The sequence below is a fragment of the Paraburkholderia pallida genome (assembly GCF_004524855.1).
Lineage (GTDB): Bacteria > Pseudomonadota > Gammaproteobacteria > Burkholderiales > Burkholderiaceae > Paraburkholderia > Paraburkholderia oxyphila.
The window spans coordinates 757,493-782,817 of record NZ_CP038151.1; the positions used below are offsets into that span (position 1 = coordinate 757,493).

Below are 25,325 nucleotides of genomic sequence, written 5' to 3' on the forward strand. Positions count from 1 at the left end.
TCTCGTGGCAGGGCGTCCGGTAAGCCGGCTTTCTTCACGGTTGTCTCCTGATTGGGGTATCTCGGGTTTTCACTATGATTGCATTTTCACCTGGAAAAATGCAAAAATACAGTCATGGAAAACACTGACACCCCCCTGATCGGCAGCCTCGACGTCTCCGGCGTCCCGCTGCGCTACGTGGATCTCCCCGCGACGTTCGGAGCGGCGCTGCGCGAGTTGCCTGTCGTGCTGCGGCTGCTGCTCGAAAACGTGATCCGCAATACGGATGGCGATGAGCGCGCAGACGCTATCGCCGCGATCCTCGCGTGGCGCGAGCGCGCCACCAGCGAGCACGAAATCGCGTTCCAGCCCAATCGCGTGCTCATGCACGACACGACGAGCACGCCCGCGCTGGTGGACATCGCGGCCATGCGCGACGCGCTGGCGGAAGCCGGTGCTGATCCCGCCGCTCTCAACCCAGTGCTGCCGGTGGATTCGTCAGTGGACCATTCGCTCGCGGTCGAAGTCTTCGGCCGGCCCGAAGCGGCCACGGAGAACCTCGCGCTGGAACTGCGCCGCAACGCCGAGCGCTACCGCTTCCTGCGCTGGGCCTCCCGCTCGCTCACTGGCGTGCGAATCCATCCACCCGGCACGGGGATCATGCATACGATCAACCTCGAGCAGCTCGCGACCGTGGTTACGTGCATGACGCGTGACGGTGAGCGGTGGGCCGTGCCCGATACGATGATCGGCACGGACAGCCACACACCGATGATCAACGGCGTCGGCGTGCTCGGCTGGGGCGTGGGGGGGCTCGAAGCTCAGACGGTGATGTTCGGCATGCCAGTGATGCAGCGCATTCCCGACGTAATCGGCGTGCGTCTCACGGGCGCGCTGCAGCCGGGCGTGCTCGCCACGGATCTCGCGCTCACGGTCACGCAGCGGCTGCGGGCGATTGGGGTATCCGGCGAATTCGTCGAGTTCTTCGGACCCGGCGTCGCGACCTTGAGCGCGGGCGAACGCGCCGTGGTGGCGAACATGGCGCCCGAATACGGCGCATCCACAGGCTTCTTCCCGGTGGACGCGCGCACGCTCGAATATCTGCGCGCCACGCATCGCGCGAAAGACGCGGTGCAACTCGTCGAGGCCTTCACGCGCGCCACGGGGCTGTGGTTCGACCCCGAAGCCGCGCCACGCTATACGCGCACGATCGAGATCGACCTCGCGGGCATCGGCATGCGCGTGGCCGGGCCGCGCCGTCCGCAGGACCTGCTCGATTACACTACGCTGCCCGATACACTCGCGAAGCTCGATTTCGCGCCGAAAACGCCGCACGCCCTGATGCCTCGCCACCCTGTGGCGATCGCGGCCATCACGAGCTGCACGAACACGTCCGATCCCGCGTTGCTGATCGCCGCCGGTCTTGTCGCCCGCAAGGCGCGTGAACGAGGCCTTGCGGTGCCCGCATGGATCAAGACTTCGCTGGCACCAGGATCGCCCGCGGCCGCAGCCTATCTCGCGCGTGCGGGATTGATCGACGATCTCTCGGCCGTGGGCTTCGACATCGTGGGCTATGGCTGCACGACCTGCATCGGCAACTCGGGGCCGCTCACCGAACCGGTTCGGGTGGCACAGGCCGAAGGCAGCATCTATCCCGTGGCCGTGCTCTCGGGCAACCGTAATTTCGCGGGGCGCATCCACCCCGATCTCGATCTCGGCTTTATCATGTCGCCGCCGCTCGTGATCGCGTTCGCGCTGGCGGGCAACGCCGAAATCGACTTGAGCCGCGAGCCCGTGCAACGCACGGCAGACGGCACGCCGGTCTGGCTGCGCGACCTGTGGCCCACGCGCGAGGAAGTGGCCGCGCTCGTCGCGCAAGCGGCCGAGCCAGAAGACTATCCGCGCGCGTTCGCGGTGGCGAGCCGCAATCCCGCGTGGCATGCGCTCGACGCGTCAACGTCCGCGCGTTTTCCGTGGGACCCGGCATCGACGGCATTGCGCCGGCCGCCGTTCGCGGCGCTTGACCAGGGCAGCCAACTCGGCCGCTATCGCGCGTATCCGCTGCTTGTGCTCGGCGACGACGTCACCACTGACCACATCTCGCCGGCCAGTGCGATACCGAAGGACAGCTTCGTTGCCGATTTCCTCGTCTCGCGCGGCGAAGACCGCGACGACCTGAATGTGTTCGCCTCGCGGCGTGGCAACTGGGAAGTAATGATGCGCGCGGCGTTCTACAGCAAGACGCTCGTGAACCGCCTGAAGCCCGGCATGCCGGTCGCGCATACGCTGCATGTGCCGAGCGGCGAGGTGCTGCCGATCTTCGAGGCCGCGCAACGCTACGCGCAAGACGGCGATTCCGTCGTGCTCATAGCGGGCGAGCGCTATGGCACGGGCTCCTCGCGCGACTGGGCGGCGAAGGGGCAGCGGCTGCTCGGCATTCGTGCGGTGCTCGCGGCGAGCTTCGAGCGCATCCATCGCTCGAACCTCATCGGCATGGGCATCCTGCCGCTGCGCTTCGCGCCCGGCACTCATCCGGATAGGCTGGCGCTCGGCCCGGGTGATATGCTCGAAGTCGATGCGGATGTTGCCACGATCGCGCCGCGCTGCAAGGTGCCCGTGCGCATCGCACGGGCCGATGGCCGCGTTCAAGCCATAGAGGCGCGCGCGGCTGTCGAGACGCAGCTCGAATGCGCGCTGCTACGCTCGGGCGGCGTCATTCCGCTGATCCTGCAAAAAACACTCGCGAACGGGGGCGCCTGACCGAAGCCCCTGCGCCGCGTGGCTGGCTGACCAAGATGATTGACCGATCCATTGCGACTCAAATACTCGAACTGATCAGGAACGAAGGACTCGAGGCTGGCGAGCATCTGCCCGCGCAGATGCTCGCCGACCGGCTGCGCGTGTCGCGCTCACCGGTGAACGAGGCGCTTGCGCTGCTTCACGAAAAGGGCGTGCTCACGCGCGAGAAAAATCGCGGTTTCTTCGTGGCGCGGCCCGTGGTCGAGGCGCTTTCGGACGTGGTGGAGGAACTAGGCCTCAGCGAGACCGACCTCATCACGAGCGTGTACTTCCAGATCGCCGACGACCGCCTCAAAGGCCAATTGCCCGATGTGTTTTCCGAGCAATTGATCCGCACGCGCTACGGCTTGACGCGCGCGCAATTGAACGCGGTGCTCAGCCGGATCGCGCAGGAGGGCTGGGCGGAGCGCAAGCCTGGCTACGGCTGGGAGTTTTCGCCGATGCTCACGACGCCCGACAGCCTGCTCAAGTCGTACCGGCTGCGTCTCGCGCTGGAGCCCGCCGCGCTGCTCGAGCCCGGCTACCGGCTCGAGCGCAAGGTGCTGGAGCGCTGCCGTGAAGTGGAGAAACATCTGCTCGCGGGCGGTATTGAGACCGACACCGCCGACCAACTCCACGAGCGTGGCGTGCGCTTTCACGAGTCGCTGGTCGAGGGATCGGGAAACAGTTTCTTCATCGACACGATCCGCCGCGTGAACCGCGTGCGCCGCCTGCTTTCCTATCGCTCGATGCAGCATCGCGAGCGCTACGCCGAGCACGCGAAACAGCATCTGCGGGTGCTCGAATTGCTCGAGCAAGAGCGCAACGAGGAGGCGTCCGATGAACTGCGCCAGCACTTGCTGCATACGCTCGATGCACTTGCGCGCATCCGCGAGATTTTCGAACCCTGACCTTGCCCGAGCCGGCGCGCAAGCGTGCGGCGCAAAACCGAAAAGCCATGAGTATCGAACCCACCCTCGTCGAAGCCTTCGCGCCCACTGGTACGCTGCGCGCGTCCATCAATCTCGGCAATCCCATTCTCGCGAACCGCGACCCGGCTACGGGTGAAGTTTTCGGCGTGTCCATCGATCTCGCGCGGGCTTTCGCGCAGCATCTTGATGTGCCGCTGGAACTCGTCGTGCTGGACACGGCGGCCAGGTCGGTGGAAGCCGTGAGCGAAGATCGCGCCGATTTCGGTTTTTTCGCCGTCGATCCCAAGCGCGGCGAGACGATCGCGTTCACTGCGCCTTATGTGCTGATTGAAGGCTTCTATCTGGTGCGCGACGATTCGCCGGTGCGTAACAATGCGCAAGTGGACGAGCCGCACAATCGCGTCGCGGTTGGCAATGGTAGTGCGTATGATCTTTTTCTCACGCGTGAATTGAAGGCGGCGCAAATCGTGCGCGCGGCCTCGTCGCCCACGGTTGTGCAGACGTTTCTCGAGCAGGGCCTGGAAGTGGCGGCGGGCGTCAAGCAGCAACTCGAAGCGGATGCGCGCAAGACTCCCGGGCTGCGCCTGCTCAGCGAACGCTTCATGGTGATCCGCCAGGCGATGGGCGTGGCGAAGGGGCGCGGACCGCGTGCTGCCGCTGTGCTTGGGGAATTCGTCGAGGCGATGAAGGTGTCCGGATTTGTTGCGGCGTCGCTTGCGCGGCATGGTATTGAAGGCGCTTCTGTTGCGCCGGTTGCCTGATTCCAGTAATGAGCGCGATGCTCGCGTTTGCGTTTGCGTTGGCCTTAACTTGTATTCGCGGCGGGCCGCGGGCGTTGCCCCTGTGCGGGGCGGCACCTACTTTTCTTTGCCGCGGCAAAGAAAAGTAGGCAAAAGAAAGCCGCTCACACCGCCAGTGTGACGCAGTTCACCACTGCCCTGTATATCGGAGCGGCTCCGGAGCGTCTGTCACCACGCGGCGTATAGCGGAGTGACTAAGGGCTCATTCATCCGGCGGCGCTGCGCGCGCCGTGGGGTATAACAAAAACCATTGGGATGTACACGTATTCGCGGGACTCCACGTTTTCAAATGGAAGCACTCTCGCGTATCAGTAGGACTCCCGTATATTTGCACTGAACCAATCCTGCGCAATCGCCAATTTGCCCGGCAGAACTCCGCGCATTTGCCACGCAACCCGCGCGGTTTTCCGTGCAGAACTTCGCGCATTCGCCACGCAGCCCGCCCGGTTTTCCTTGCAGACCCTTCCGCCTGCGCGTAGCGCGCGGCGGGAAGGATGAGCCCCTTGTCACTGAGGCGGAATGTGCGAGATGACGGATGCCCCTGAGCCACTCCGATGGACAGGGCAGTGGGGGACGGCGTCACACTAGCGGTGTGAGCCGCTTTCTTTTGCCTACTTTTCTTTGCGGCTGCAAAGAAAAGTAGGTGCCGCCCCGCACAGGGGCAACGCCTGCGGCCCGCCGCGAATACAAGTTAAGGCCAACATAAACCGTCGCCCGCGACAGCGGCATTGTCGCGACAGCCGTTCACTTGCGGCCGCAAAGCCAGCCACCGCCCCATCAATGAGCGGCCCGCTCCTTATGACTCGAAACGAACTGACTGAATCGCGCCGAGCGAAGCTCATCAAACACTTCGCCAGGCGCCCCATCGACATCAACTTGCCCCTGATGCAAAAACATCACACGATTCGACACATGCCGCGCGAACCCCATCTCATGCGTCACCACCAGCATGGTCCGGCCTTCCTCCGCTAGCGTTCTCATCACGCGCAAAACCTCGCCCACGAGTTCGGGATCGAGCGCCGATGTCGGCTCATCGAACAGCATGACTTTGGGATGCATGGCAAGCGCACGCGCAATGGCCACTCGCTGTTGCTGCCCGCCCGACAAATGCGCAGGGTAGTGCGCCCGTTTTTCCGCGAGGCCAACTTTCGCAAGCAACGCCTCGGCTTCCTCGATAGCCTCCGCGCGGCCGCGTTTCAGTACACGCACCGGCCCTTCAATCAGGTTCTCAAGCACGGTCATATGGGACCACAAATTGAAGTTCTGAAACACCATACCGATCTGAGAGCGAATCCGGTCAACCTGCTGACGATTGCCAGCATGCAGCTTGCCGTCGCGCCGGCGTACCAGCGCCAGTGGCTCGCCGGCGAGCGCAATCGAGCCGTCGTCAGGCGTCTCGAGCAGGTTCATGCAGCGCAGCAGCGTGCTTTTGCCCGACCCGCTCGCGCCCAGGATGGAGATCACATCGCCTTCGTGCGCATCGAGCGAAATGCCATTCAGGACGCTATGTTTGCCGAACGATTTATGAATGTTGTTGACCGACAATGCAATGGGGAGCAGCTTGCTCATGGATATCTCCGATGATAAATCGTGGGTCAGGATGCGATGCGTTGCGGGTCAGTCACAGCCGGTCCAGAACTCGAGCCGATCGCCTGGGATGACGAACGATTTGGCACGGGCCGAAGATGGCGCGACAGACGCGATTCAAGCAAGCCAAAACACCGCACGATGATGAAATTCAGGAGCAGGTAAATGAGCGCGGCGCACAGAAAGACTTCGCTGGTGCGATAGGTCTGCTGGATGATTTGCTGCGCGACGCCCGTGACTTCCCATACCGTGACGAGACTGGCGAGCGCGGTCGATTTCACCTGCAGGACCGCTTCGGTCGTATAGGCGGGCAGGCACTGGCGTAGCGCAATGGGACCGATGATCCGGCGCAGCAGCGTGAAGCCCGACATGCCGATGGAATAGCCAGCTTCGATCTGGCCGACCGGGACGGCCAGCAGGCCGCCTCTCACGATCTCGGCCGTGTAGCCGGCCGTGCACAGTGCGAGAGACAACACCGCGCACGTATACGGTTCACGCAGCAGCGGCCAAAGAAAGCTCTGCCGGATGACGCCGAACTGCGCGAGTCCGTAGTAGACGAGAAACAACTGGATCAGAATCGGGGAGCCGCGAAACACGAGGATATACGCGCGCGCCAGCCGATTCGGCAGCCAGTGCCGCGAGACGCGCATCGCCACGATCACGAGCGATAGCGTGCCGCCGAGTGCAATCGAGCAAAAGAACAGACCGAGCGTCGCAGGAACGGCGGCGAGCAGGCGAGTCAAGGTGTCGAACAGAAAATCGAATTCGGAATGCATGGGGGGTGTCTCCGTCAATGGCGAGCGAAATTGGTGCGAAAGGTCCGCCCGACGCGCGCCTCCGCATGATTGAAGACCCGGTTCGAGATCATCGTCATCAGCAAATAGAGTGTGCCGCCCACGATGAAGAACACGAAATACTGATGCGTCGAGCCCGCGGCTACCTGACTCGTACGCAGCAGCTCCGCCAGGCCCGTCACGGAAATGAGCGCGGAATCTTTCAGGCTCAATTGCCAGACATTGCCAATGCCCGGGAGCGCGAAGCGAAGGACCTGCGGTATCAGGATGCGTCGCATCATCAGCAACGTGGGCATGCCGACCGCGCGCGCCGCTTCGAGCTCTCCCCGCGAGACGGCAAGCACCGCCGCGCGATAGACCTCGGCCTGATAGGCGCCGGAAATCAGGCCGACAGCCAGTGCGCCAATCAGGAAAGGCGGAACCCCGATAAAGCCCTGGGCACCGAACCATCGGCCCACGGTGGTGACGAATGTCGACCCGCCGAAGTAAAACAGATAGATGACGAGAAGTTCGGGAACGCCACGAAACACGGTCGTATAGCAGTCGCCAGCAACTCGCAAGATACGGAGTCCAGAGAGTTTTGCCGATGCGATGAGCGCACCCAGCAATGCGCCTATGAGCAGCGCTGTCAACGTCACCGCAACCGTCATCGCGGCGGCCAGCAACAGTACGCCGCCCCAGCCATCGGCGCCGAAACCGAGTAATTCAAGTATGGACATGCATCGTGCTCCTGTGGATTTGTCTATACAAGACTGCACATTTCAGAATCGCTGCGCAAGCCATTTCAGCGCGAATGTGCGTAGTCGTCGGGAAATCCCTATTCGCTGATAATCGTGGCACGAAAAACCAGGCTCCGCGTTTAGAAAAATTGAGCCGTTGCGTTAGATTTAATCGCTTGATCGATGCTCGTCTGCGTTCCTATTCTGTCCACCATCCGACAACGAACTACACATGGAAGAGGTGGCAATGTATTTGCGCAACGCGTGGTATGTGGCAGCCTGGAGCGATGAAATCGGCGAGCGGCCGGTGGGTCGTGTCATCCTCGGCGAGCCTGTCGTGTTCTATCGCAACGCGGATCGAGTCGTGGTGGCGCTTGAGGACGCGTGTCCCCATCGAAAGCTGCCGCTTTCGATGGGCGAGGTGGTGGGCAACCATCTGCGCTGCGGCTATCACGGGCTCGAATTCGGAGCGAATGGCGCGTGTACCCGCGCGCCGGGCCTCTCGCGCACGCCGCCGAATGCCTGCGTGAAGGCTTATCCGGTTGAGGAGCGCTATGGTCTGATCTGGATCTGGATGGGCCCCGCCGAGCTGGCCGATCCGGACACGATCATTGCGGTTGCGCATTACGACGACCCCGCATGGGGCATCAATCGCGGCCCGGCCATGGATGTCGACTGCAGCTATCTGTACATGACGGACAATCTGCTCGATCCCTCACATGTCACCTACGTGCACAAGACGTCGCTTGGCAACGTGGCGACGGCCGATGTGCCGGTCAAAATGTCGGTGCTGGAAAACGGGGTGCTCGCGGCGCGCTGGATGCTCGATTGCGAGCTCGCGCCGTTCTTTTTGCCGTACGTGAATTTCACGGGGCGCGCCGACCGTCTCCAGCATTACGAAGTGCAATATCCGTCGCACGCGATCATTCGCGACATCATTGCACCGGCGAATTCGGGCGCACCGCAAGGCACGCTCCATCCCAGCGTGTTCCTGATGGACTCTTACAACTTCGTGACGCCAGTTACCGAAAATAGCTGTCGATATTTCTGGTTCCAGGTGCGCAACTTCCGTCCCGATTGCACGGCGACCAGTCTCGCATTGACCAGCGATTTCATCGCCGCATTCGAGGAAGATCTCGTGGTATTGGCCGCAGTCGATCGCGGCATGGCAAACAAGCGCACGCCGAACACGGATATCGAAACCGACGCCGCGCCGCTGCGCTTTCGCAGAGTGCTGAAAAAAATGATCGACGCGGAGCAGGCATTGCAACCGGTCCTGTCATGACATCGGGGAGTGTGAAGGCATGAATGCTCGGGTCGAAACGATCGAGGTCGTTGTCCATGAAGCCGCCGGCGGAACCGATGACACGCGCGTGTTGCGGCTGGCGCGCCAGGACGGCGTACCGTTGCCGGCTTATCGGTCAGGCGCGCATGTCGACGTCTATCTTCCGAATGAGCTGGTGCGCCAATATTCGCTTTGCGGGCCGAACCCCCAGGCGTCCGATTACCGGATTGCCGTCAAGCGGTCGAGCGAATCGCGAGGTGGCTCCGCATGGCTTTGCAGTCACGCGGGCAACGGCACGCAATTGCGGATTGGTTTGCCGAGGCACGCTTTCGGTGTGGACGAGACGGCGGCGCATCACATCCTGGTGGCAGGCGGCATTGGCGTGACGCCGATTCTATCAATGGCCTATGCGCTTCAGGCCGAGGGAAAGTCTTTCCAGTTCGAGTATTTCGTCCGCAGCGAAGCCGATACGGTCTTTCGGGACGAGATCATGGACTCGCCTCTGGCCGCGCATACGCGAATCCATCCTGCGCTTGCCCCGGATGCGGTGCGCGAGCGCGTGGCGGCGCTGCTGGCCGAAGCGAAAGCGCAGTCGCACCTGTACGTGTGCGGTCCCGCTGCGCTGATGCAGATGACCGCCGAACTGGCTCGCGCCGCAATCGGCGAAAGCAACGTTCACATGGAGGCGTTCGGGCCGATGGCGCCAGCAGAAACCGGTGAGCGCGAGTTTGTAGTCAAGCTCGACTCGGGCGGTGCGGCAGTCGCAGTGTCGCCGGCCAGGTCCGTGCTCGCGTGCCTTCGCGACGCCGGGCATGAGATCGCGTCTTCGTGCGAGGTCGGTGTGTGCGGGTCGTGCATGATGCGCGTGATCGAAGGGGAGCCGGATCATCGGGACAGCTATTTGACGGACGATGAGCGCATGGCGGGAACGCACTTTCTGCCGTGCGTCTCGCGCTCGAAGTCGCCCGTGCTCGTGCTTGCGCGCGACACGTGATGACGGATCTGCCGAAATTCAATTTCAACAGCGACGGAGGAGATATGGATAGGATGATGAATAAACGGAGCCTCGTGAAGGCGATAACAGGCGCGATGGCTTTCGCTGCCATCGTGGCAATCGCGCCGGCGCAGGCCGCGCAGGAGAAGACAGTGAGTATCGCCCTCGAAGGCAGTTACGAGCCCTGGAACCTGACGCGGCCCGATGGCACGCTCGACGGTTTCGAGCCGGAATTGGCCCAGAATCTTTGTCAGCGCATGCACGTGCAATGCAAACTCGTGGCCCAGGATTGGGACGGACTGATTCCGGGCCTCAACGCAGGCAAGTTCGACGTGATCATGGACGCGCTGTCCATCAGCGACGAACGCAAGAAGGCCATTGCGTTCTCGCAGCCTTACGCGAACACGCCCGCGGTTTTCGTCTCGTCATGCCCTGGATTGCTTTCGAAGGCTCCCTCCAATGGGGCCTTGCTGAAATTGTCGGGCAATCCGGCGCAGGATAAGCCGACGGTCGATCTGCTGAGAAAGAGTCTCAAAGGCAAAACGATCGGGATTGTCACGGGATCCGTCTACAGCAACTTCATCAATCAGAATTTCAAGGATATTGCGACGATTCGTGAATACAAGAACGCGCCTGACCATGATATCGATTTGACCTCCGGGCGCATCGACGTCGCGTTCGACGATGCGGCCTACTATGCATCCGCGCTGTCGAAACCCGGTAATTCGTCGCTATGCCTGACCGGTCCCAAGATCGGCGGAGCGATCTGGGGCGATGGCGAAGCGCTTGGCTTGCGCAAGAGCGACACCGATCTGAAAACGATGTTCGACAAAGCCATCGCTGGCGCGCTCGCGGATGGAACGGTCAAGCGCTTGAGCGAAAAATGGTTCAAGACGGACGTTGCGCCTTGAGCCTGCGGATCGCGACATTGCCGCATCAATAAGTTTGAGTAGTCTCCGGATTGCCGTCGTTCCACCTGGACGACGGCTTTTTTGCGTCTGAAGCGCGTGAACTCAAAGCAAACGGTGCGGGAAATGGCGTCCTGAACTGCGCTACAGACGCTATTCCCGCACCGTCGGGGTTACGTTACCGCCGTGCGGCGGTCATTGCACGCGGCTTACGCGTGGAGCGTGCCCGCAATGCTCTCCGCAACAATGGTGAGATCGCCTTCGGCCACGAGCCGATGAATGGCGACCATGTCGGTATAGAAGTAGCGATCGTCGTCGACCTTCGCGGCGACTTGCCTGATGCGGGCGTAGACGGCCGCGGTGGCGGGCGAGGCGTCGGCGGGATCGAAGAACTCCAGCGCCTGAGCCGCGGTCATCAATTCGATGGCGAGCACGTGCTGCAGCTTCTGCGAGACCGTGTAGGCCTTGCGCGCGGCGAGGTACGCGAAGCTCACGGGGTCTTCCTGGTTGCCGCTCGTGGAGACGCTGTCGACCGTCGCCGGATGGGAGAGGGAGCGCATTTCTCCGAGCAGTCCGGCTGCCGTGTATTGCGTGATCATGTAGCCGCTATTCAGGCCGGGCCGCGCGACAAGGAAGGCCGGCAACTCGCTGAAGTGCGGGTTGACCATGCGATCGGTGCGGCGTTCGGATATCTTCGCGAGATTGGTCATCGCAATGCACAGCAGGTCGCTCGCGATGCCCACGAAGGTGCCGTCGAAGTTTGCGCCCGATATCGCGATCCCGTCGCCGTCGCCCGGATGGATCATGGGGTTATCGCCCGATGAGCGCACCTCGTTGAGAATCGACGCGCGTGCATCGTCGATCGCGCGTTTCGATGCGCCGTGCACCTGCGCCATCGCTCTCAGGCTGTACGTGTCCTGCAGCCGGTAATCGACGAAGCGTTCGGCCAGCGCGCTGCCGGCAAGCAGGCGCCGCAAGTTGTCCGCCGCGTGGATTTGGTCCGGGTGCTTCTTGTTCGCGTGGTAGCGCTCATCCAGCGAGCGCGTAGTGCCTTTGAGCGGCTGCAGGGACATCGCAGCCGCAATGTCCGCAACCCTGGAGGCGTCGAGCGCATTGTAGAGCGCGAGCATCGCGATTGCCGTGACCGAGGTGGTCCCGTTGACCAGCGCGAGTCCCTCCTTGCAGCGCAGCGTGTGAGGCTTGAGGCCCGCGCCCTGCAGCGCCTGCAATCCGCTCATGCGCTCGCCGCGCCAGGTGGCCTCGCCTTCGCCGATCAGCACGAGCGCCATGTGCGCTTCCGGACCGAGATAGCCCACCGAGCCGTCGCCCGGCGCAACCGGCGTGACGTCGTTGTTCAACAGATCGGCAATGGTCTGGAGCAACTCGAGGGTGACGCCGGAATAGCCTTTGCCCAGGCTAATCAGGATCATCAACTGGTTCGCGCGAACCACTTCGCGCGGCAGCGGCTCGCCCACCGAAACCGCGTGCGAGCGGACGATGTTGCACTGGAGTTGCTCCGCTTCTTCGGGACGCACGAGGCGGGTCGAGTTGTCGCCGAATCCGGTTGTCACGCCATAGACGAGGCGATTCTCTTCAAGAAAGCGCTCGACCAGTGCGCGCGAGCGGCGCACGCGTTCGCAATACGCGGGCGAAAAATGGACGCGCGCGCCGTACTTTGCGACAGCGATGAATTGTTCAATCGAAATATCGTCGTCGCCGAGCAGCACTTCCGTGATTTGCTGCGCGCGAACGCGAAATTCGGTGCGAGGTGTGTTCATGTCGTTGCGTCGATCCTGTAGGGAAGTGGAGGTGAGCGCCAAGCGTCAATGCCTGCAACCACGTGCATTGCAGGCGCACTTGAGCCACGTTCGAGAATAGGAGGACGCAACGAGGCCGACAAACCATTTAATTTGTCGACCGTTTATAGATTATCTAAAACGCAGATGAAAGACGCCGATGGCGTAATCAGCCGAACATCGAATCGATTGCGCGATTCGTTTGCTCGCCCTCAGCAATGAGCCAGTCGATGAATGGCCGCGCGCCCGGTGTATCGAGCGAGCCCGGTTGCCATGTCAGATAGTACGGGCGCGGCATCGGCAGTGAGATTTTGAATGGCGCAATCAGGCGGCCGCTATTGAGTTCGTCGATGGCAAACATCCCCTGGCCGAGCGAGATCCCTCTGCCGCGTGTTGCCGCGTCAATCGCCATCGACGAAAGCGAGTAGGTGAGCGGCGCGAGCGTATCGGGAACCGGAACACCGGCGGCATTGAGCCAGTCGGCCCAGGTTGGCGGCGAGAGCTCGGCCCAGCCCCATTCGACGTGAACGAGCGGATAGTGCAGCAGATCGGCGGGCTGCCTGAGCGGCAGATCCGGCGTGGGCAGCGACGGGGCGCAGACGGGCGCGACGCGATCGGTAAACAGCACCCGATGCGGTGTGCCGTCGGTGGGCGGCACGCCATACGTCAGGCGAATATCCGCGCGGTTTTCACCGCGTTTGGGCTCGCGGTCAATGGCCTCGACATGGATGCGCACATCGGGCGACAGCGCGTGCCATTGGTCCAGCCGTGCGGCGAGCCAGTGCGTCGCCACCGAGGGATAGGTGCTGAGGGTCAAATGCGGGCCGTGGCGCGCGGCGTTCAACGCGGCATGCGCGTTATGGAAGCACTCGAAGCCTTGCGCGATATGCTGATGGTAGATCTGGCCAAGCTCAGTGGGACGCAAGCCCGTGCTTTCCCGAACGAAGAGCGCCACCCCCAGCGTCTCTTCCAGCAGCCGGATCTGCTGGCTCACCGCGCCTGGCGTCACGTGCAGTGCTTCGGCGGCGGCGACCACATTGCCGTTGCGAACGACGGCGTCGAATGCTTGCAACGCGCGTAACGGGGGCAGACGGCTCATTTCGATTTCCGTAAAGGTAGGGATCGTCGGACCGGTGTGAAGACTGCGATTCTCCGTGGTTTTCGTGCGGGTTGTCTAGGGCCTGTTCACGCTAGTAACAGGCTCGTGCTGGCCGTGCGCATCGGCGCACGGCACGGCTTCGCTCAAAAAATGAAGTCCGTGTTGATGAACTTCGATTGATGCTCGCGCACGATGGCATTGAGCAAGGCCATGTTCGACTCGGTCTGTTTCGCGGCCACCATCGAGCGGATCGAGAACGCGCGCAACGCGTCGCTGACCGACAGCGTGCCTTCGGCCGAGTCCTTGCGCCCCGCGAACGGGAACACGTCCGGCCCGCGCTGACACTGGCAGTTGAGGTTCACGCGGCAGACCTGGTTCACGAGCGGGTCCACCAGCGCACCGATCTGCGCGGCGTCGTTGCCGAAGATGCTCACCTGTTGCCCATGATCCGAAGTGATTACATAGTCGAGCGCCTCTTGCGGCGAGTCGAAGCTCATCACCGGAACGACCGGGCCGAACTGCTCCTCGCGGTACAGCTTCATCCCTTCGCGCACGGGGTAGACCACGGCCGGGTTGAACAGCGTGCTGCAGAAGGCGCCGCCGCCCTCATTGACGACGCGCGCACCTTTTGCCACGGCATCTTCGATCGCTTCGGTCATATAGGCGCTGCGATGCGGGCCGGGCAGCGGTGTGATCTGCACACCGGCCTCCCAGGGCATGCCGATCTTGAGCCGCGAAAGTTCAGCCGTGAAGCGCTCGAGAAACGCATCGACGATACTGCTGTGCACGATCAGCATCTTGAGCGCGGTGCAGCGTTGCCCGTTGAACGAGAGCGCGCCGAGCAGGCATTCCTTGACGGCAAGGTCCAGGTCCGCGTCCGGCAGCACGATGGCCGCGTTCTTGGCGTCCAGACCCAGCACCGCGCGCAGGCGGTGCGATTTGGGATGCTGCTTTTTCAGGTGGTCTGCCACGCGGCTCGATCCGATCAGGGCCAGCACGTTCACCTTGCCCGTGGCGAGCATGCGTGGCACCACCAGTTGGCCCGGTGCGTAAATGGTGTTGACCACGCCGGGCGGAAACGCATCCCGAAACACTTCGAGCAGCGGCTCGAACAGCAGGGTGCCATATTGAGGCGGCTTCAGGACCACGGTATTGCCCATGAGCAAAGCTGGGATCAGCGTGCAGAACGTTTCGTTGAGCGGATAGTTATAAGGCCCCATGCACAGCACGACGCCCAGCGGCGTGCGGCGGACCTGGCCAATGGTGCCTTCGACCACCATGAAGCGCGAATGGCCGTTGTCCATGTCCTTCAGGGACTCGATAGTGGCGCGAATGTACTCGATGGTGCGATCGAACTCCTTGCGCGAGTCGGCGAGGCTCTTGCCGATTTCCCACATGAGCAGGTTGACGATCGACTCGCGGCGCTCGACCATGCCTTTCACGAACGCTTGCATGCAGGCGATGCGGCCGGCGGCCATCATCGTCGGCCAGGGGCCCCGGCCATTGTCGTACGCGGCAACCGCGGCATCGAGCGCGGCATCGCTCTGCACCTCGCCCATCAACGGGTAGCTGCCAATCTCGACCTGGCTCACTGCGCCAGTCACCGGGTCGCGCGTGCAGACCGGTGACAGCACGGTTTTACAGGGGCCGTCCCATACGTGCATCTGGCCGCCGATCAGGTAGCCGCGCTGGTTAACGGGGGCGGCGAGGCGCTGTTGCGCCGGAATCTCGTCGGGTGTGGGGAAGTACTGGGCGAGTTGGGAATTCTGGCCGGTCATCATGAGGACTCCGAAGGCGGGGGGCATTCAAACAGGAAAGGCAATCGCACCATATTGCGTGATCAGTTTTCCTCCTCCGGCCAGCAGGTGCTGTGGCGCGCGAGCAGCGCGCTGGCTGCCGCGGGGCCCCACGTACCGGATGCGTAAGGCTTGGGCGGGCTAGCGTGGCCGTCCCAGTCTTCGATGATCGGCGCGACCCAGCGCCATGCCGCCTCCTGTTCGTCGCGCCGCACGAACAGGGCAAGCCGGCCGCCGATCACGTCGAGCAACAAGCGCTGATAAGCCTCCATCCGGTCCTGCTGGAAGAACTGATCGAAGGCCAGGTCCAGGTGGACGCCTTGCAGTGTCATGCCCATGCCCGGCTGCTTGGCGAGGGCGCTCAGGCGAATCGACTCGTTCGGCTGCAGGCGAATCGTCAGCCGGTTCGAGCCTGGGCGCAACGCTGTCGGTCCCAGCGCCGAGTGCGGCACCGGCCGGAAGTTGACGACGATCTCAGCCAGCCGGCCCGCGAGGCGTTTGCCGGTGCGCAGAAAAAACGGCACCCCGGCCCAGCGCCAGCTTTCCACCTCGGCTTTCAATGCAACGAACGTCTCGGTCGTGCTGCCTTGCCCGACACCTTGCTCCGCGTGATAGGCACAGACGGACGCGCCCTTGATGGCACCCACATGATACTGTCCACGCACCACGTTATGCCGGATCTCGTCGCCGAGCAGCGGTTTGAGCGCGCGCAGCACGCGCAGCTTCTCGTCGCGGACCGCATCGGCGTCCATGGATCGTGGCGGCTCCATCGCGATGATCGAAAGCAGTTGCAGCAGGTGGTTCTGCACCATGTCGCGCAATGCGCCGGTCTGGTCGTAGAAATTGCCGCGGCCTTCGACACCCAGTTCCTCGGCCACCGTGATCTGGATGCTCTCGACCCATTCTCGGCGCCACAATGGTTCGAACAACGAATTACCGAAACGCAGCGCGAGCAGGTTTTGCACCGCTTCCTTGCCGAGGTAGTGGTCGATCCGGTAGATCTGGTCTTCGTTGAAGATCTGGCCAACTGCATCGTTGATCGCATTGGACGATTCCAGATCGTAGCCGAGCGGCTTTTCCAGCACGATGCGCGAGCCTTCCGTGAGCCCGGCTGACGCGAGCGCGCGGCAGATCGGCACGAACAGCGCGGGCCCGGTGGCCAGATAGTAAATGCGCCTGCCGCGTCCCGTGTCGAGCGCGTCGCGCAGCACGGAGAACGCTTCGGGCTGACTGGCGTCGAGCACGACGTAGGCCATGCGCTCGAGAAAGCTGCGCCACACGGAATCGTCGAACGCGGCGCCTGAAATGTGCGGCTTCACGTGTTCGCCGACCCATCGCAGATAGCCACTGGTATCCAGCGCGGTATTCGCTACGGCGACGATACGGCCCTCGGGCGCGAGCAGGCCGTCGCGGTGCGCGGCATAGAGCGCGGGCAGGATCTTGCGCATCGCCAGATCGCCGGTGCCGCCGAACAGGACGAACGCGAAGGGAGGGTGATCCGACTGGCGCGTGGAGGATTTCGTCATGGCATTCAGTGATCCTGAATATTGTGTCAAAAGCAAGTCAGCGGCGCAGGCCGCAACAGGGCTCGCTCCGTGCGATTCGATGCCGGCGCCTTGAAATACTTCCACGCGCGACGCCACGATGACGCCGACGGCAGTGCCGGCCAGGTGTGCGGGCCGTCTAGACCGCTATTAAATAAATCACGTTGATTTATTTAAACCTGGGCGAGCGCGTGTGTCAGCCCAGGGAAATCCCGCGCATCGCCGGGAGGCCAGAGAGGGGGAAGGCCAGGCGGCCTAGCGCGGGGAGATGACGATCGCAGCCCGGCGGTTCTGTGCCCGGCCGGCTTCGGTGTGGTTGTCGCCCACCGGGTCGCGCTTGCCTTTGCCGATGGTCTCGATGTCCTTGGCAGGAATGCCGACGTCAACGAGTTCGATCGCTACGACCTCGGCACGGCGCTTGGACAATTCATAGTCGTAGTCGTTGGAGCCCTCGGAGTCGGCGTAGCCATACACGCGCACGCTGTTGAGACCGACCGACAGCAGTGTGTGGCCAATACGCTCGACAATCCGGCGGGCGTCGGGCCTGAGGTTGTAACGGTCGAAGTCGAACAGGATCGGTCCCGTCGAGCCGAACTCGAAACCTTGCTCGGTCTCCTGGAATCCCGCCGTCTTGAGTGCCGTGACCTGCGTCTGCGTCAAGCCGCGGTAGAGCGGCGGCGCCTTGCAGGCCCCGAGCAGCAGGCACAGGAGCAGCGCGTTCCCCATGCCCATGCGCCAGATACTTGCAGGAAACGAGTGATTCTTCATCGCATTCCCCTCGAGCGCGCTCGCCTCGCGCGCGCTATTTCGAATCCTTATGATGGCCCCGGCCACGGCACCGGGGCAGCCAGGCGATGCGCGTCATGCCGGTCCGGCGACGCCTTCCGCAAACTGCCACGATCCCGGCCGCGCACGCTTGGCCCGGTACATCGCCGCATCCGCAGCGCGCAACAGGCCGATCGCGTCGATCGCGTGATCGGGGTACAGCGCAATCCCGATGCTGACCATCGCGCTCACCGTGCGGCCATCGGACAAGGCGATCGACGGCACCATCGCGCACAGTATGTCCTCAGCGATACGGGTGGCGCTAGCCGTTTCGCGCACCGGCGCCAGCATCACGGCGAATTCGTCGCCGCCGAGGCGCGCCACCAGATCGGCCTCGCGCAACTGCATGCGCAGCCGTGCCGCGATCCCGATCAGCACCGCGTCGCCCGCTTCGTGGCCGAGACAGTCGTTGATCTCCTTGAAACGGTCGCAGTCGAGATAGAGCACGGCGACTTGCTGCTCCGGCACCGCTGCTTCGCCGAGGGCGCGCATGAGGCGGGCCTCGAACTGTCCGCGGTTGGGCAGGCCGGTGAGAGCATCGTGGGTGGCCTTGTGCTCGAGCGATGCGTTTTCGTGGCGCAGGGTGTTTTGCCAGTTTTCGAATTCGTCGAGCAAGGCGTTGAAGTCGTCGTTGAGCTCGTTGAGCTCCGCGATCGCCGCTGGTTCGACGCGCCGCTCGAACGCGCGCTCGCGCCGCACCGCGTGCGCGACGCCGGCCAGCGCGCGCAGCGGCGCGACGATGTTGCGCAGCACGCGCTTCGAGCTGACATAGGCGCCCAGCACGCTGACCGAGAGGCACGCGAGGATGCCGCCGACGCCGCCGAGCAGGAAGCCGAAGAACTGGTGCCCCTGGCCACGCACGGTAACGTAGCCGACGACGTTGCCGTCGTGCACCACCTGCACGGTCACGGGCCCCGGCAGCGCAACGTCGGCGACTTCCCGCTCGAGTCTCGCGATCGTGCTGGCCGCGGGCAGCTTCCATGCCGCAAAGGGGCGGCTCTTGCTATCCGTGACGACGATCTCGGCCACGTCCTCGTCTTTCGCGATCAGGCCAATCTCCTCGGTCGCCGCGATGCGGTCGCCGAACACGAGCGCCGCTTCGACCGTGTAGCCGAGCGAGCGGGCCAGCAGGTGCAGATTGTTGCCCGCATAGGCACGCAAGGCGATCACGGCGACCACGATCAACGACACCGCGGCCATGGCGACCGCGACGAACGCCAGGCGCAGATGCGCGCGGCGCAACACGTTCTGCAGCGTCGGGCGCGGCGTGCGAGGAGGGGATGCGGGCGGCGCGGGATGCATCATGGCGTCACCGGTCGCCGGGCGAGGTTGAGCACATTCGGATGAACCCGCACGCCGCTGCGCGCCACGGCGTCGAGATTGATGTCGAAGGTGACGCGATTGCCATCGACATTGAGGCAGAACATGGTGCCGGCCGTGCAGGACTCGTCGTGTTCCGCGATCGTCAGCACCGGATGGCCGGCCACGGTGGCGCTCACTTGCTGCCGCTCGGCGTCGGTCAGGTTGCCGAGGTAGACAATTTCGCAGGCTTTGCCGAGGGCGGAGTCATCGAAGGGCACGCGCTGCACGTCGAGCGGCGTGGAGCCGGCCTGCAGCGTGTCGACGAGCGCGTGCGCGTAGTCGGGCTGGCCCGTCACGCACAGATGCAGGCGTGTGGGCGGCGTCGGCCAGTGTGTGAAGCTGATGATGCCGAGCACGACCTGGCGCACCGCGGCGTCGCGTGGCGAAATGGCGGGATCGGTGTGGCTCGCGGCGGTGACGGTGCGCGCAGGGTTGGCTGGATCGACCGTCGTGTCCGATGTGTCGGCGAGCACGGCCGACGCCCCGCACAGCGCGCAAGTCAGAGCGAGCAGAACATGACTGAGCAAGGCATGGCGAAGCAAGGCCGCCCAGCCAGGCCGGGCGGACATAGCCTGCGCGGCGATCGCCGCCGCGCCCCCTGGCGTCATGGCGACTGCACGACAAGCAATCGATGCGCGCACTCTCGCATGCATGATGAAAACACTCGCTGGCGTCCACCCGCGCGCTGCCTGTTGACTCCCGCCAGTCGCGAAGCGGCACCACGTGATGCACCCTGAAATTCATCTTATGCACAAAGTCGCACGATCAACCAGTCGGCAACAACTGCTTTCGTTGTGGCCATCCAGGATAGCCACCTTGCGGCGAATTGATCTGCACATTGGCCGGTCGCAACGCTATGAGCGGCTCGTTATGCTTGTCCGTCGCGCGTTGCGTGAAGCAGATTATGAACCGATCACTGGGTACAACTGTGGTTGATCGAACCAAGAATGCCGTTACGTCACGTTTATATCGGCCACCCGATGATATGTGCCCACCTGATGGCTGCCGAACTGACCGCTCCCCAAAATGCAGGCGAGATTGAACGAGCCTGCGAGTTCACACATTGGGAAATGGATATTTGTAGTACTAAAGGATGGGGCGTTGCTCAACGACCGGAGCCTGAAGTGAAACGCTTCGGCGCGACCTCCGCACCATCGGAAGAGTGAGGAACAGGGGGCAATCCGCATGCGGGAAGGACGGGCGCAAAACCTATAATGAACTGGGCGGCGCCTGCGTCACGCGGAAAATCTCGAGCCGCGCGGCAGGGCGGGCGCTGCTTCGTCCCCCTTTGCGCGAGGCCAATCATGCAACGCACCGATGCGATCCTCAAGCAGGTGATGGCGGCATTCGAACGCGAATCGCACCTGAAGCTTCACCATTCCCCTATTCATATCAGCCTCGATGGCGGTGCCCTGACCGTTGCAGGCGAGGTGCCGGACGTTGCCTCGAAGAAACGGTTGATTCAGTTGACCCGGGCGCACAGCAACGGCGAACCGCTCGTGGACCAGTTGCGCGTGAGCGCCGGGCCGCCGATCGGTGACGGCGAGTTGCGCACGCGGATTTGCGAACGCTTGTTGCAGACCACGGAATTTCGTGACTGCGTGATTTGTGCGCGTGTGAAAGGTCAGCTCGAAATGCTGCGCGGCACCATGGATCAGGCCGGCGAGGAGGGCAGCGGCGTCGTGGAAGTGACGGTTGACGGTGGCGTGGTGACGTTGACGGGGCAGGTGATCAGCCTGTCGCACCGTCGACTGGCGAGCGCGATTGCCTGGTGGGCCGGCGGGTGCCGTGACGTCGTGAATCTGCTCGAGCTGGTGCCCGCGGAAGCGGATGGCGACGAAGAGATCTGCGAGGCCCTCGCGCTCGTGCTCGAAACCGATCCGCGCGTGCACGCCGGCCAGATCACCATCAATGTGGAGGACAAGCGCATTACGCTCGCGGGGTGCGTGGCAACCGAAGCCGAGCGGCGCCAGGCGGAGATGGATGCGTGGTGCCTGGACGCCATTGGCGGCGTGGTCAACCGGATCGAGGTGCGAGCCTGACCGTATTCAGGTTTTCAGGCGGTAGCCCGTCTTGAAGATCCAGCCTGTGATCGCGAGGAACACCGCGAGAAAGGCTGCCGTCATGCCAAGACTCACGCCGACGTCGACATCTGCGAGCCCATAGAAGCTCCAGCGAAAACCGCTGATGAGATAGACGATCGGATTGAACAGCGTAATCACCCTCCACGCCGGCGGCAGCATGTCGACCGAGTAGAAGCTGCCGCCGAGGAAGGTGAGCGGCGTGATGATCAGGAGCGGCACGATTTGCAGCTTCTCGAAGTTGTCCGCCCAGATGCCGATGATGAAGCCGAGCAAGCTGAACGTCACCGCAGTCAGCAGCAGGAACAGCACCATCCACAGCGGATGCTGGATCTGGATCGGCACGAACAGCGCGGCGGTGGCGAGGATGATGAGGCCTAGCAGCACCGACTTGGTCGCCGCCGCACCGACATAGCTGATCACGATTTCGACATAGGACACCGGCGCTGAGAGCAATTCGTAGATCGTGCCCGTGAAGCGGGGGAAGTAGATGCCGAAGGACGCGTTCGAGATGCTTTGCGAAAGCAGCGAGAGCATGATCAGTCCCGGCACGATGAACGCTCCGTAGCTGACACCGTTCACTTCCTTGATGCGCGAGCCGATCGCGGAGCCGAAGACGATGAAGTAGAGCGAGGTCGAGATCACCGGCGCGACGATGCTCTGCATCAGCGTGCGCCTCGTGCGCGCCATTTCGAACCGGTAGATGGCGCGAATTGCGTAGACGTTCATCGGGAGGTCACCTGTTTATTGCCATTTTCTTCGACCGACGGCGCGGTGGGCTGTGGAGCGGGCTTTGAAGCGGGCTGCAAAGCGGCCGTCGGGTCCTTGCTGACGAGACTCACGAAGATGTCCTCGAGCGAACTCTGGCTCGTTTTCAGGTCCGTGAAGCCGATGCCGGCTTCGCTCAGGCTCTTGAGCAAGGCAATAATGTCGTTGCGCTCGTTTTCGGCGTCGTAGGTATAGGTGAGCTCGGCGCCGCCGTTGGACAGCTCGAGCCGCCAGCCGGCCAGCGCGGCCGGAATGGCGGTCAAGGGGGCGTCCAGCTGCAGGGTCAGCTGTTTGCGGCCGAGCTTGCGCATCAGCGCGTCCTTGTGCTCGACGAGCATGATGCGGCCGGCATTGATCACGCCGATCCGGTCGGCCATCTCTTCCGCCTCGTCGATGTAATGGGTCGTGAGGATAATCGTCACGCCGTTGGCCTTGAGCCCGCGCACGAGGTTCCACATGTCGCGGCGCAGCTCGACGTCCACGCCTGCGGTGGGCTCGTCCAGAAACAGCACCTGCGGCTCGTGCGCGAGGGCCTTCGCGATCAGCACGCGGCGCTTCATGCCGCCCGAGAGCGTCAGGATCTTGCTATTGCGCTTCTCCCACAGCGACAGGTCGCGCAGCACGCGCTCGACGTACGCCGGGTTGGCCGGCTTGCCGAACAGGCCGCGGCTGAACGAAACGGTGCCCCAGACGGTTTCGAACGCGTCCGTGGTGAGTTCCTGAGGTACGAGGCCGATCAGCGAACGCGCTTTGCGGAAGTCGGCGACGATATCGTGGCCGGCGACTCGCACGGCGCCTTCGCTCGCGTTGACGATGCCGCAGATGATGCTGATCAGCGTCGTCTTGCCCGCGCCATTCGGCCCCAGCAGCGCGAAAATCTCGCCGCGGTGGATGTTCAGGTTGATGTCAGTGAGTGCGCGGAATCCCGAGGCATAGACCTTCGAGAGATTCTCAACGGAGAGGATCGTTTGCATGTGCGTGACATTACCAGAAGCGCGGGTAAGGTGTCGGGGCAGGTTCTCTTTGGCGCATGATCTGCGACAGCGCCGAGCGCAGGGGGGCCAGCCCGTTCACGAGTGGCTGGCAGCGTGCGCGTGCCTCGGCGGTCACCTCGGTCTGATCGACAAACGCGGGCTTGCCTTGCGCGAGGTGTTCGTTCGATATGGGATTGTGTGCAATGCCGCAACGCTGCGTTGCAATTGGCGCTACCTCGTGGTTGTCCAGTCAGATCGCGTGCGCGAACGTTGCTTCCGGCACTTGCAGGCCTTCCTGTCTCATTCAGGTTAACGGCCCTGATCCCGAACGTTTCGTGTCTGCTTTATTGGCGCGTTGGCCTTAACTTGTTTTCGCGGCGGGCCGCAGGCGTTGCCCCTGTGCGGGGCGGCACCTACTTTTCTTTGCCGCGGCAAAGAAAAGTAGGCAAAAGAAAGCCGCTCAAACCGCTAGTGTGACGCAGTTCACCACTCGCCTTATAGCGGAGCGGCTCCGGAGCGTCTGTCACCACGCGGCGTATAGCGAAGTGACTAAGGGCTCATTCATCCGGCGGCGCTGCGCGCGCCGTGGGGCATAACAAAAACCATTGGGATATACACGTATTCGCAGAACTCCACGTATTCAAATGGAAGCACTCTCGCATATCAGTAGGACTCCGGCATATTAGACCGGAACCATTCCTGCGCAATTGCCAATGCGCCCGGAAGTACTCCCGCGCAATCGCCAGCAGCCCACTCGGTTTTCCTTGCAGACCGTTCCGCCCGCGCGTAGCGCGCGGCGGGAAGGATGAGCCCTTTGTCACTAGCGCGGAGTGTGCGGGGAGACGGATGCCCCGGAGCCGCTCCGGTGAGAAGGGCAGTGGGGGACAGCGTCACACTAGCGGTGTGAGCCGCTTTCTTTTGCCTACTTGTATATTCCCTTCTGTGACGTCGACCTGATCAGTTGCCGTCACAGGGACAGTCAGCTCGTCTGCCTACCGTGCCTCGAGCACGCAGAAAAGCTTGAGCGACTGTCCTTTTCATCCTCCTAGCCCGAACAGTTGACTGAGCCCCGAGCTCGTATTTTTCTGCAAGTATGGGTACCGTGATGAACCACTCTCATTCCGTTTATATCGGCATCGACGTCAGCGGCACCGCGCTCGATGTTGCCATTCATGACACCACCGAACATTTTCGTGTCGACAATGAGCCCCGCGCCATTGAACAGCTGGTGCAACGCCTGATCGCGTTGAACCCCACGCTGATCGTCCCGAAGCCACCGGCAAGCTTGAACTCGCCCTGCTCAGGGCCCTGTGCGAAGCCGGCCTGCCCGCTGTCGCGGTCAATCCCCGGCAGGTTCGCGACTTCGCCCGCGCAACCGGCACGCGCGCTAAAACCGATCGCATCGATGCCTTCGCCATCGCTCATTTCGCCGCGGTCCTCAAGCCCGACGTGCGCCCGCTCAATGATCTGCAGACGGAGCAGTTACAGGCCCTGCTGCTGCGCCGCGCCCAGCTCATCGAGATGCTTGTGGCCGAGAAAGCTCGTCTTGAACGCGCCCATGCTGCTGCGCGGGACAGTCTGAACGAGCACATCAAATGGCTCAAGCTGCAGATCAAGATCGCCGACAATGACATCGATTCATTCCTGCGCTCCTCGCCCGCGTGGCGCCAGAAGGAAGACCTGCTACGCTCTGTGCCCGGCATCGGTCCCGGCGCCGCCGCGACGCTGATCGCCTTCATGCCCCAGCTCGGGTCCCTGAACCGCCGCGAGATCGCTGCGCTCACCGGCGTCGCCCCCTTCAATAGCGACAGCGGCAAGCACATCGGCAAGCGCCGTATCCGTGGCGGGCGCGCTGTCGTGCGGCGCGCCCTCTATATGGCCTGCGTGCCCGCGCTGCGTTTTAACCCTACCATCCGGGCGTTCTATGACCGGCTACGCAAGGCTGGCAAACCGTTCAAGGTAGCTATCACGGCCTGCATCCGCAAGCTCGTCGTCACGCTTAATGCAATGGTTCGTAACGCCACGCACTGGAGTCCGCCGCTCAACTGAGTTTCATCACGCATTGCCCCGTTGGCGGGCAGTCCGGGCGCGATCATCAATCGTGCGGTATGCGCTCGCCTATGCATTGCTGATAGACGTGTCGGCAATCCAGCCTCTGCCAGCCAGCAACCGCTTGACTCCCAATACGGTTGCTTTTCTTTGCGGCTGCAAAGAAAAGTAGGTGCCGCCCCGCACAGGGGCAACGCCCGCGGCCCGCCGCGAAAACAAGTTAAGGCCAACGCCGCAGAAGGCGCCGCCAACCAA

At 63.0% G+C, this 25,325-nt stretch carries 20 protein-coding genes and 1 pseudogene; 9 read left to right on the plus strand and 12 right to left on the minus strand.

Annotated features, from left to right (window positions below; all coding sequences use genetic code 11):
• Nucleotides 1–114 precede the first annotated feature (114 nt).
• Genes acnA through E1956_RS38240 form a run of 3 tightly spaced genes read left to right on the plus strand, consistent with a single transcriptional unit; the run spans nucleotide 115 to nucleotide 4,450 of the window.
• Nucleotides 115–2,739 carry an aconitate hydratase AcnA gene (gene acnA, locus E1956_RS38230; protein WP_134758533.1) on the plus strand — a complete coding sequence of 875 codons (2,625 nt, stop codon included), beginning with the start codon at nucleotides 115–117 and terminating at the stop codon, nucleotides 2,737–2,739.
• A 35-nt stretch (nucleotides 2,740–2,774) separates the two neighbouring features.
• Complete coding sequence (locus E1956_RS38235; RefSeq protein WP_134758534.1) at nucleotides 2,775–3,668, plus strand: GntR family transcriptional regulator; 894 nt, start codon at nucleotides 2,775–2,777, stop codon at nucleotides 3,666–3,668.
• A 47-nt stretch (nucleotides 3,669–3,715) separates the two neighbouring features.
• A complete protein-coding gene (locus E1956_RS38240; protein WP_134758535.1) occupies nucleotides 3,716–4,450 on the plus strand; it encodes an ABC transporter substrate-binding protein in 735 nt (244 codons plus the stop codon).
• A gap of 816 nt (nucleotides 4,451–5,266) precedes the next feature.
• Here the strand turns inward: E1956_RS38240 and E1956_RS38245 are convergent.
• The 3 genes from E1956_RS38245 to E1956_RS38255 are packed head-to-tail and all read right to left on the minus strand — an operon-like array spanning nucleotide 5,267 to nucleotide 7,589.
• Nucleotides 5,267–6,058, minus strand: a complete 792-nt coding sequence (locus E1956_RS38245; protein WP_134758536.1) for an ABC transporter ATP-binding protein — start codon at nucleotides 6,056–6,058, stop codon at nucleotides 5,267–5,269.
• A gap of 26 nt (nucleotides 6,059–6,084) precedes the next feature.
• Entirely contained in the window at nucleotides 6,085–6,852 is a 768-nt protein-coding gene (locus E1956_RS38250; RefSeq protein WP_134758537.1) for an ABC transporter permease, read from the minus strand.
• Between the two features lie 14 nt (nucleotides 6,853–6,866).
• The gene (locus tag E1956_RS38255) at nucleotides 6,867–7,589 is read right to left on the minus strand and encodes an ABC transporter permease (RefSeq protein ID WP_134758538.1); all 723 of its coding nucleotides are present in this window, start codon (nucleotides 7,587–7,589) and stop codon (nucleotides 6,867–6,869) included.
• A gap of 232 nt (nucleotides 7,590–7,821) precedes the next feature.
• Here E1956_RS38255 and E1956_RS38260 point away from each other — a divergent pair, with 232 nt between their 5' ends.
• Genes E1956_RS38260 through E1956_RS38270 form a run of 3 tightly spaced genes read left to right on the plus strand, consistent with a single transcriptional unit; the run spans nucleotide 7,822 to nucleotide 10,779 of the window.
• Nucleotides 7,822–8,874 carry an aromatic ring-hydroxylating dioxygenase subunit alpha gene (locus tag E1956_RS38260; RefSeq protein ID WP_232072398.1) on the plus strand — a complete coding sequence of 351 codons (1,053 nt, stop codon included), beginning with the start codon at nucleotides 7,822–7,824 and terminating at the stop codon, nucleotides 8,872–8,874.
• Nucleotides 8,875–8,893: 19 nt separating this feature from the next.
• Nucleotides 8,894–9,868, plus strand: coding sequence for a PDR/VanB family oxidoreductase (locus E1956_RS38265; RefSeq protein ID WP_134758539.1), 975 nt, complete (start codon nucleotides 8,894–8,896; stop codon nucleotides 9,866–9,868).
• A gap of 56 nt (nucleotides 9,869–9,924) precedes the next feature.
• Entirely contained in the window at nucleotides 9,925–10,779 is an 855-nt protein-coding gene (locus tag E1956_RS38270; RefSeq protein ID WP_197733022.1) for a transporter substrate-binding domain-containing protein, read from the plus strand.
• Between the two features lie 206 nt (nucleotides 10,780–10,985).
• On the opposite strand, the gene E1956_RS38275 is transcribed toward E1956_RS38270, so the two are convergent.
• From E1956_RS38275 to yfiR, 7 genes are all read right to left on the minus strand, one after another.
• The gene (locus tag E1956_RS38275) at nucleotides 10,986–12,554 is read right to left on the minus strand and encodes an HAL/PAL/TAL family ammonia-lyase (RefSeq protein ID WP_134758540.1); all 1,569 of its coding nucleotides are present in this window, start codon (nucleotides 12,552–12,554) and stop codon (nucleotides 10,986–10,988) included.
• 187 nt (nucleotides 12,555–12,741) lie between these two features.
• Entirely contained in the window at nucleotides 12,742–13,671 is a 930-nt protein-coding gene (locus E1956_RS38280) for a LysR substrate-binding domain-containing protein (RefSeq protein WP_134758541.1), read from the minus strand.
• Between the two features lie 143 nt (nucleotides 13,672–13,814).
• A complete protein-coding gene (locus E1956_RS38285) occupies nucleotides 13,815–15,452 on the minus strand; it encodes an NADP-dependent glyceraldehyde-3-phosphate dehydrogenase (RefSeq protein ID WP_418789362.1) in 1,638 nt (545 codons plus the stop codon).
• A gap of 59 nt (nucleotides 15,453–15,511) precedes the next feature.
• Complete coding sequence (zwf, locus tag E1956_RS38290; protein ID WP_134758542.1) at nucleotides 15,512–16,993, minus strand: glucose-6-phosphate dehydrogenase; 1,482 nt, start codon at nucleotides 16,991–16,993, stop codon at nucleotides 15,512–15,514.
• Nucleotides 16,994–17,266: 273 nt separating this feature from the next.
• Nucleotides 17,267–17,779, minus strand: a complete 513-nt coding sequence (gene yfiB / locus E1956_RS38295; RefSeq protein WP_232072400.1) for an outer membrane lipoprotein YfiB — start codon at nucleotides 17,777–17,779, stop codon at nucleotides 17,267–17,269.
• A gap of 93 nt (nucleotides 17,780–17,872) precedes the next feature.
• Nucleotides 17,873–19,141: a diguanylate cyclase DgcN/YfiN gene (gene dgcN / locus E1956_RS38300; RefSeq protein WP_134758543.1), complete on the minus strand. Its 1,269-nt coding sequence runs from the start codon at nucleotides 19,139–19,141 to the stop codon at nucleotides 17,873–17,875.
• Entirely contained in the window at nucleotides 19,138–19,851 is a 714-nt protein-coding gene (gene yfiR, locus E1956_RS38305) for a regulatory sequestration protein YfiR (protein ID WP_134758544.1), read from the minus strand. The genes dgcN and yfiR overlap by 4 nt, the downstream gene beginning before the upstream one ends.
• A gap of 294 nt (nucleotides 19,852–20,145) precedes the next feature.
• Between yfiR and E1956_RS38310 the strand changes: the two genes are divergently transcribed.
• The gene (locus E1956_RS38310; protein ID WP_134758545.1) at nucleotides 20,146–20,364 is read left to right on the plus strand and encodes a hypothetical protein; all 219 of its coding nucleotides are present in this window, start codon (nucleotides 20,146–20,148) and stop codon (nucleotides 20,362–20,364) included.
• Between the two features lie 138 nt (nucleotides 20,365–20,502).
• On the plus strand, nucleotides 20,503–21,240 hold the full coding sequence (locus E1956_RS38315) for a BON domain-containing protein (RefSeq protein WP_134758546.1): 738 nt from the start codon (nucleotides 20,503–20,505) through the stop codon (nucleotides 21,238–21,240).
• Between the two features lie 6 nt (nucleotides 21,241–21,246).
• On the opposite strand, the gene E1956_RS38320 is transcribed toward E1956_RS38315, so the two are convergent.
• Together E1956_RS38320 and E1956_RS38325 are read right to left on the minus strand one after the other, a co-directional pair.
• Nucleotides 21,247–22,008 (minus strand): ABC transporter permease, encoded by a 762-nt coding sequence (locus E1956_RS38320; RefSeq protein ID WP_134758547.1) that lies wholly within the window; start codon nucleotides 22,006–22,008, stop codon nucleotides 21,247–21,249.
• The gene (locus E1956_RS38325) at nucleotides 22,005–23,021 is read right to left on the minus strand and encodes an ABC transporter ATP-binding protein (RefSeq protein ID WP_134758548.1); all 1,017 of its coding nucleotides are present in this window, start codon (nucleotides 23,019–23,021) and stop codon (nucleotides 22,005–22,007) included. The genes E1956_RS38320 and E1956_RS38325 overlap by 4 nt, the downstream gene beginning before the upstream one ends.
• A 1,105-nt stretch (nucleotides 23,022–24,126) precedes the next feature.
• Here E1956_RS38325 and E1956_RS38330 point away from each other — a divergent pair.
• Nucleotides 24,127–25,070: pseudogene (locus E1956_RS38330) on the plus strand (IS110 family RNA-guided transposase).
• Nucleotides 25,071–25,325 lie beyond the last annotated feature (255 nt).